We start from the raw sequence: 6,368 nt of genomic DNA, 5'->3' as shown, positions 1-6,368 counted from the left end.
AGTCCAGCGTACCGATGTGGACGTCTTCGCCCCTGCCTGGGAGATCGACCCGGATTATTCACAAACCCTGAAGGAAGCCTTTGAACAGGGTGTGGAGATCATACCGCTGCAGGCTAAGGTGACACCGACAAGGATTGAACTGCTAAGGGAGATGCCGTTTGAGCTGGAATGAACCGGAGAGCGGATAAATCAGCTTACTATATTGCAGAGTCAGATTTAAGGAAATGAGATTTAGCAAGATAGTTGGCAGTGGGCAGTTGGCAGTTGGCAAGGGATGTAGCTACAGGGGGCATGAAAATTTATTGGAACTGCAAAAATTCAAAGCAAGAGAATATAGAGAAGAAGCTCACTATATTGCAGAGTCAGATTTAAGGAAATGAGATTTAGTAATATAGTTGGTCCCGCATTCTGCGGGAGCAAAAAGCAGTTGGCAAAATTTGCCAGAATCTTCTGATGGCCACAGCCCGAGGTAACAATTTGACAATGTAACCATGTAACAATTTAATCAACTTCGCGCAGACGTTCTGTTCTTAGCCTCATTTTAACAAGTTGGCAGTTAGCAAAAAGCAGTTGGCAAGACATATAGCTTCAGTGAGCATGAGTACTTATTGTAACTGCAAATTCATAATAAGGCAAAGGAATGTAGCTACAGTTGGCGGAGATAGTCAATAGTCATGCGGTTGTTAATTCGATTGTCATTCTGTTGTATATGGGCCATGGTTTTATTCCGGATGAATTCTGTTCCGGAAAACTGCAGAAGAGTTAAAATCCGGATTCTGACAATTTGACTGTTTGGAATCTCTGTCCATAAAGCATAGGCTACCACCTGCTTCCGAAAAACCATGCATAAAGTAAAATTCCCACTATAATGGCAATGCCGGCGACGATCACATAAACGATAAAACGGGCAAAAGCCCCGACAGCATCCCAGGAGATGATGCCAAAGGCGGCAAGAAAAACCAATATCAGCAGAATGGTAATCAGGCAGTTTCCTCTGGGTTGTTGTATTTCGGGCATAATTAAAAATTTAAAAAATTATTGACATTATATTTATCTCTAAAACAACATCACACATTATAACGGTCAAAACATTTACATTTGGGCACATCTCATACAAAGGGCACTTTCGGGCATGACCGCAAGCCTTCCCATAGGGATAGGCTGACCGCAGCGCCGGCATTTACCAAAGTCTTTATGATGGATTTTTCCAAGGGCCTCCTCTATATTTTTCAGTTTGTTTTCGGCAGTACGCAGCGCAGCATCATTGATGCTTTTATTATTGATAGCATCCATACGGCTAACCCGGCCAATAGAATTCTCGGGAGCTATGGGCTTTGTTAAGTCCTTCAGGTTTTCAATACGCTTTTCTACCTTTTTTTTCTCCTGCAAGAGTTTTTCCCTCAATTGTTTCTTTTCTTCTTCCGTCATTTTTATAGGATATTATAATATTTTGCTAAATTAATAAACTATCAGGAGATTTAAATGTTATACTGGCCAAGGAAATATTTAAAAATGAACATTTTTAATTGAACAGAAAACTCCAAATTATCTTATTCATACTGCTTTCCAGTTTGTGTCACTCAGCAGCAGCTCAGGAAAATTACACCATCAGAGAGATTGATTTCACTGGCAATGAAATGATTGCCAGTGAAACCCTCATGGGACAGATGAATATCCGTTCCGCTACATTTCTTCAAAAAGTAGCATTCTGGAAAGAACAGCCTGATTTTTCCCCGGTAATGTTGGATAACGATCTGGAACGTTTAAGACAGTTTTACCAACGGAATGGGTTTCTGAATCCCCGGCTGGACTATTCTCTTGAACGAAATGAGAAAAGGGAAAACTTACGCATAACGATAAAAGTTGAGGAAGGGGAGCCTATAAAGATTGGTAACATGACTTTCACACAACCCAAAGATTCGACAGCGGCCACCCTACTTTCCGGAATTACCGGGGAGCTCCCGCTGAATTCAGGGGACCGGTTTGCTGATCAAAGCATATTGGAGATGGAATCCAGGATCAAAAATGTTTTTCACAACAATGGTTATCCATTGATTGAAATAAACAGGCAAGTGGATGTTCATCCCGATAAAAAGCGGGCAGACATCAATTTTGTTGTAAAGCCCGGCCCCCGCACTGTCTTCGGACAGGTTCGAATAAAGGGTGATTCCCTGGTTCCCCGGGAATTCATTCGGAAGCAGATCCGTGTCTCTTCAGGTGACATGTATTCACAACAAAAGATGAATGCCAGTCAGGAACGCCTCTTCAGATCGGACCTTTTCAATTATGTGGTCATCCGGGCACCAAAGGACAGCATAAAAAATAAACGGATCCCACTTATCGTTGAAGTGAATGAATTGCCCTCATGGTCAATGGAAGCAGGGATAGGTTATGGTACCGAGGACAGATTCCGGGCTTCTGTATCAATAACCAAACTGCAGTTTCTTGGAGGAACACGGAAATTTATCTTCGAAGGAAAACATTCCCATTTTCTTCCCCTCAGTTTTGAAACGAAATTCATTCAGCCCGGTTTGATCGGCGATGACCTTGACCTGATCCTCAATCCATTTTTTACCCGGGAAAATGAGATAAGCTATACGGCCGACAGGCTGGGCAGCGGTATCACCTTTCAACAAAATATTTCCAGGTCAACTTCCGCATATTTGATGTATTCTTTCGAACGGGATTTTCTAAAAGACCTGTCATTTTCCACCCCTTTGAATGAAGCGAAGGGAAGAGAACTCATCCACAACAAATCCGGTTTTACGATAGGATTCAACAGAAATACGGCCAACAGCAGATTCAATCCGTCCTCGGGATGGAAACTTGATGCATATTTTACCTATATGGGCATCGGATTTCGCTCCAAATATCACTATTATAAAAATGAAATCAGTTTGGTGCGCTACCATCAGCTTGACGAAGACTGGATTTTAGCAGGTAAGCTCAGGGCGGGTTTCATACAACCCAAAAAGGGTGAGCAAACACCCATCGAGGACCGCTTCCTGCTTGGAGGAGCTTCTTCCCTTCGGGGCTGGGGAAGAAATCAGATATCACCGGTTAATGAAGCGGGCAACCCCATAGGGGGAAACAGTATGTTGGAAGGAAGCATGGAGTTGAGATTTCCGGTTTATGACATTTTCTCAGGTGTAACTTTTGCAGATTTTGGCAATGTATGGGAAACTTCATTCACTTATAATCCTGGTGATTTTCTTTATGATGTGGGCCTGGGTTTAAGAATTAATACCCCTGTTGGACCTGTACGGCTTGATCTTGCCTCCCCGTTATTCGAAAAACCGATAAGGCCGCAGTTTTTTATTTCGATAGGGCATGCATTCTAGTCTGACTTGTTCATGAACAATTGGAGTACTGAGGATTTATGAAATATGTAAAAAAAATACTGAGACTACTGAGCTTTACCTTTGCAGGGGTGCTTCTGGTGATGCTGGGTCTTCTGATCTCTTTGCAGAACGGGATGTTCAACAACCGGATTGCAACCTTAATTTCAGAGCAGGGTAGCAAGTCGCTGGATGCCCGTGTGGAAGTCGGAAGCGTGGAAGGTAATCCCCTGCAGTTGTTTTCATTGAATGATATTCTCATCGAACGAAACGACAGTACTGTTCTGTCAATGGAAAGACTGAGGGTAAACTACAGGCTCGGCAGGCTGCTCCGGCAAGAATTGTTCATCAACGGACTTCGCCTGGAGAATATGAAATTAAATGGTACCCAAAGAAAAGATTCCTCCTGGAGTTTCATGGAGGTACTCCCTCCTTCCCCGCAAAAGCCAAAAGCCAAAACACAAGAACCGTCAAACTGGAAAATATCCGTAAACAGATTTCTCATAGACAGCATGGATGTGCGGTTATCCCCATTGAATAATCCGCAGATACCCTCCCAAATCCGGATCGGTGGGGGATTAAGCTTCCAAATGATCCGGGATTCCATACATGTTGCTGTAGAACATTTTGGAATGCAAACCCTGGGCCCTGACCTGACGATTGAACAATTGGAAGGGGAGGTCATAAAGGTCCGGAACCGGCTTACCTGGGAAAACATATTTCTGGCTCTCCCGCAAACGAAATTAACAAGCAACGGTTCAACAAACCTTGATGCTGTGGAAGAAACCCAGGCCACTCTGGACCTGGATCCCCTGAACCTGGAAGCATTTCATCCCTGGATGCCCGAAATGAAACTCTACGGGACGCCAAGGTTGAACTTGGAGCTTACCGGTGACAGCCAACAGCAGAACCTTACATTGACCCTTCAGGAAGAAAACCAGTCTCTATCAGTTTCGGGCTGGATAAGGGATCTAAAAACAGATCCCCGGTATCAGATGACCTTAAAAGTGGACGGTCTGGATGGTGAACACTGGACCGGCAACCCCGAATTCAAATCGTGGATAGTTGGAAAATTGAATGCCAGCGGCCGGGGTTTCGAACTTCAGGACAATTCATTGAGCCTATCCGGTGAGTTCGGAGACATACGTTACGGAGAATACGAGCTGGACGACCTGGTGTTGCAGATGGACAAGAAGAAGGGGGCACTGAAGGGAAATGTCACCGGCAATACCTGGTTTGGAAGGGTAAATTCGGAGTTCACCATGCAGAAAATTTTTGAAGAGCCCGTATATAGTATTCATAGTGCTTTAAATCACATTGATCTTTCAAAACTCACGAAAAATAAGGAGCTGCAAACAGATCTGAACCTGAATTTAGCAGTTAACGGAGAAGGAACCCGTGCTGACAATTTGAAGACAGAGGTGGATCTGGAATTATGGGATTCCTATTTTCTGGGTAAGCCGGTATCGAACATGAACATGTCGGTATTGTATGACAAGGGACAATACAGTTTATACGGCTTCCATCTGAATACCCCTTATGCAGCGGTTGGTGCAGAGGGAGAAGGGCATCTCCGGGGAAACAACCAGGTGAAATTTGAATTCCTTTCCAAAAATATGAGGGGTTTGACTGAAGTTTTGAATTTGCCGGATATGGATCTGCAAGGAGGCATCACCGGGGAAGTTGACGGAAAAGTTGATTCGCTGAATCTTTCGGTTCAGTATGATCTCAGCAGTATCCAATACGATTCATTGCGCATTAAAAGGTTAACAGGAGATATATCAGCCTTTTCGGGAGATTCCGTGTTAACCGGAAAGCTTAATGCGGTGAATCTTGCAGCCCGTTATAACCTGAGCAGTATTGAATACGATTCATTACGCGTAAAAAGATTAAGAGGGGACGTATCGGCTTCTTCGGAAGATTCTTTGTTAACCGGTAAGGTTGATTTTACCGCTGATTCTTCTTTTTGGGGTAACCGGTTCATAAAAAGGACTGCTTTGCAGTCATCTTATAACAAGGGCGAGTTTACCAACCGGCTGGATCTTAAGGTAAACGACTCCCTGGGGCTGTATACCCAAACAGACCTCAATACGGAAAATGATCCTTTATTCCGGATCCACGAGCTCATACTGGATATTGATACCGCCCAATGGACCGGGGGCAGTGATTCCACAACCCTTGCATTAGGTAAGGATTCCATACAGATTGCAAATTTTGTCCTTCAATCAGGAGAACAGGAATTGGGTGTAAATGGTATTTATTCATTTAAAGGAAAAGAAGATCTGCATTTATGGACCGAGAGCCTTGATATTTCAAAATTATATCCATTGCAAGGGCTGGATTACAAGCTTCAGGGGATGGTCCATTCAGATATCCGCATGAAAGGAACAGCCAGCAAGCCAGAATTACGTGGATTTCTTGATATCAATGAACCTGCTGTTGATACCATCAGGCTCAACAAGCTCACGACAAATTTTGAGTATTCTGCCGACACCCTTTCTTTTGAGGGATCTGTAGATGCAAGAATCAGCAGGATGATACATGTCGGTGCGGAATTGCCGATTCATTTTTCACTGACGGACAGTTTTGCTCTACCCAGCCGGGAAACTCCATTCCGGGCATATTTAAAAATGGATAGCCTGAACGTGGGGATACTTAACCCCATACTTGAGAAAAGCGGTATGGAAGCTACCGGCATGCTTGAATCTTCAGTTATCGTGAGCAATACCATCGGGAACCCCCGTTTTAACGGGAATCTGAACCTGACGGAAGGAAGTTTTCAATATGCCGGAGAAGGCATTCATTACAAAAATATTGAGTTGAAAAGCCGGGTTGACAACCAACGTTTCACACTGGACAGAGCCCGTTTCGAATCAGGGGGAGGCACGATGAATATAGAAGGTTTTGCAGAGCTTATACCTCCGGCACCCGATAAAAGTCGGGAGCTTCAATTCCAGATTAACGGCAAAAAGTTCCGGGCGGTCAGTTCCGGAAAACTTGAAGCGGTTATAGAACCCTCTGTAACCATTG

At 43.9% G+C, this 6,368-nt stretch carries 5 protein-coding genes; 3 read left to right on the top strand and 2 right to left on the bottom strand.

The features are described from left to right. Positions 1-172, top strand: a 172-nt coding sequence (locus tag KGY70_15270; protein MBS3776555.1) for a DNA/RNA nuclease SfsA, incomplete at its 5' end; no start/stop codon positions are given. A 647-nt stretch (positions 173-819) separates the two neighbouring features. On the opposite strand, the gene KGY70_15265 is transcribed toward KGY70_15270, so the two are convergent. After that, the gene (locus tag KGY70_15265; GenBank protein MBS3776554.1) at positions 820-1,017 is read right to left on the bottom strand and encodes a hypothetical protein; all 198 of its coding nucleotides are present in this window, start codon (positions 1,015-1,017) and stop codon (positions 820-822) included. A 75-nt stretch (positions 1,018-1,092) separates the two neighbouring features. Continuing rightward, positions 1,093-1,428 carry a TraR/DksA C4-type zinc finger protein gene (locus KGY70_15260; GenBank protein MBS3776553.1) on the bottom strand — a complete coding sequence of 112 codons (336 nt, stop codon included), beginning with the start codon at positions 1,426-1,428 and terminating at the stop codon, positions 1,093-1,095. Positions 1,429-1,526: 98 nt separating this feature from the next. Between KGY70_15260 and bamA the strand changes: the two genes are divergently transcribed. After that, positions 1,527-3,341, top strand: coding sequence for an outer membrane protein assembly factor BamA (bamA, locus tag KGY70_15255; protein MBS3776552.1), 1,815 nt, complete (start codon positions 1,527-1,529; stop codon positions 3,339-3,341). Between the two features lie 38 nt (positions 3,342-3,379). Next, on the top strand, positions 3,380-6,368 hold a 2,989-nt coding region (locus KGY70_15250; protein ID MBS3776551.1), incomplete at its 3' end, for a hypothetical protein.

It is taken from the genome of Bacteroidales bacterium, assembly GCA_018334875.1.
Lineage (GTDB): Bacteria > Bacteroidota > Bacteroidia > Bacteroidales > UBA12077 > JAGXLC01.
The sequence above is the reverse complement of the archived record's forward strand: the minus strand, read 5'-3'. Positions and strand labels throughout refer to the sequence as shown.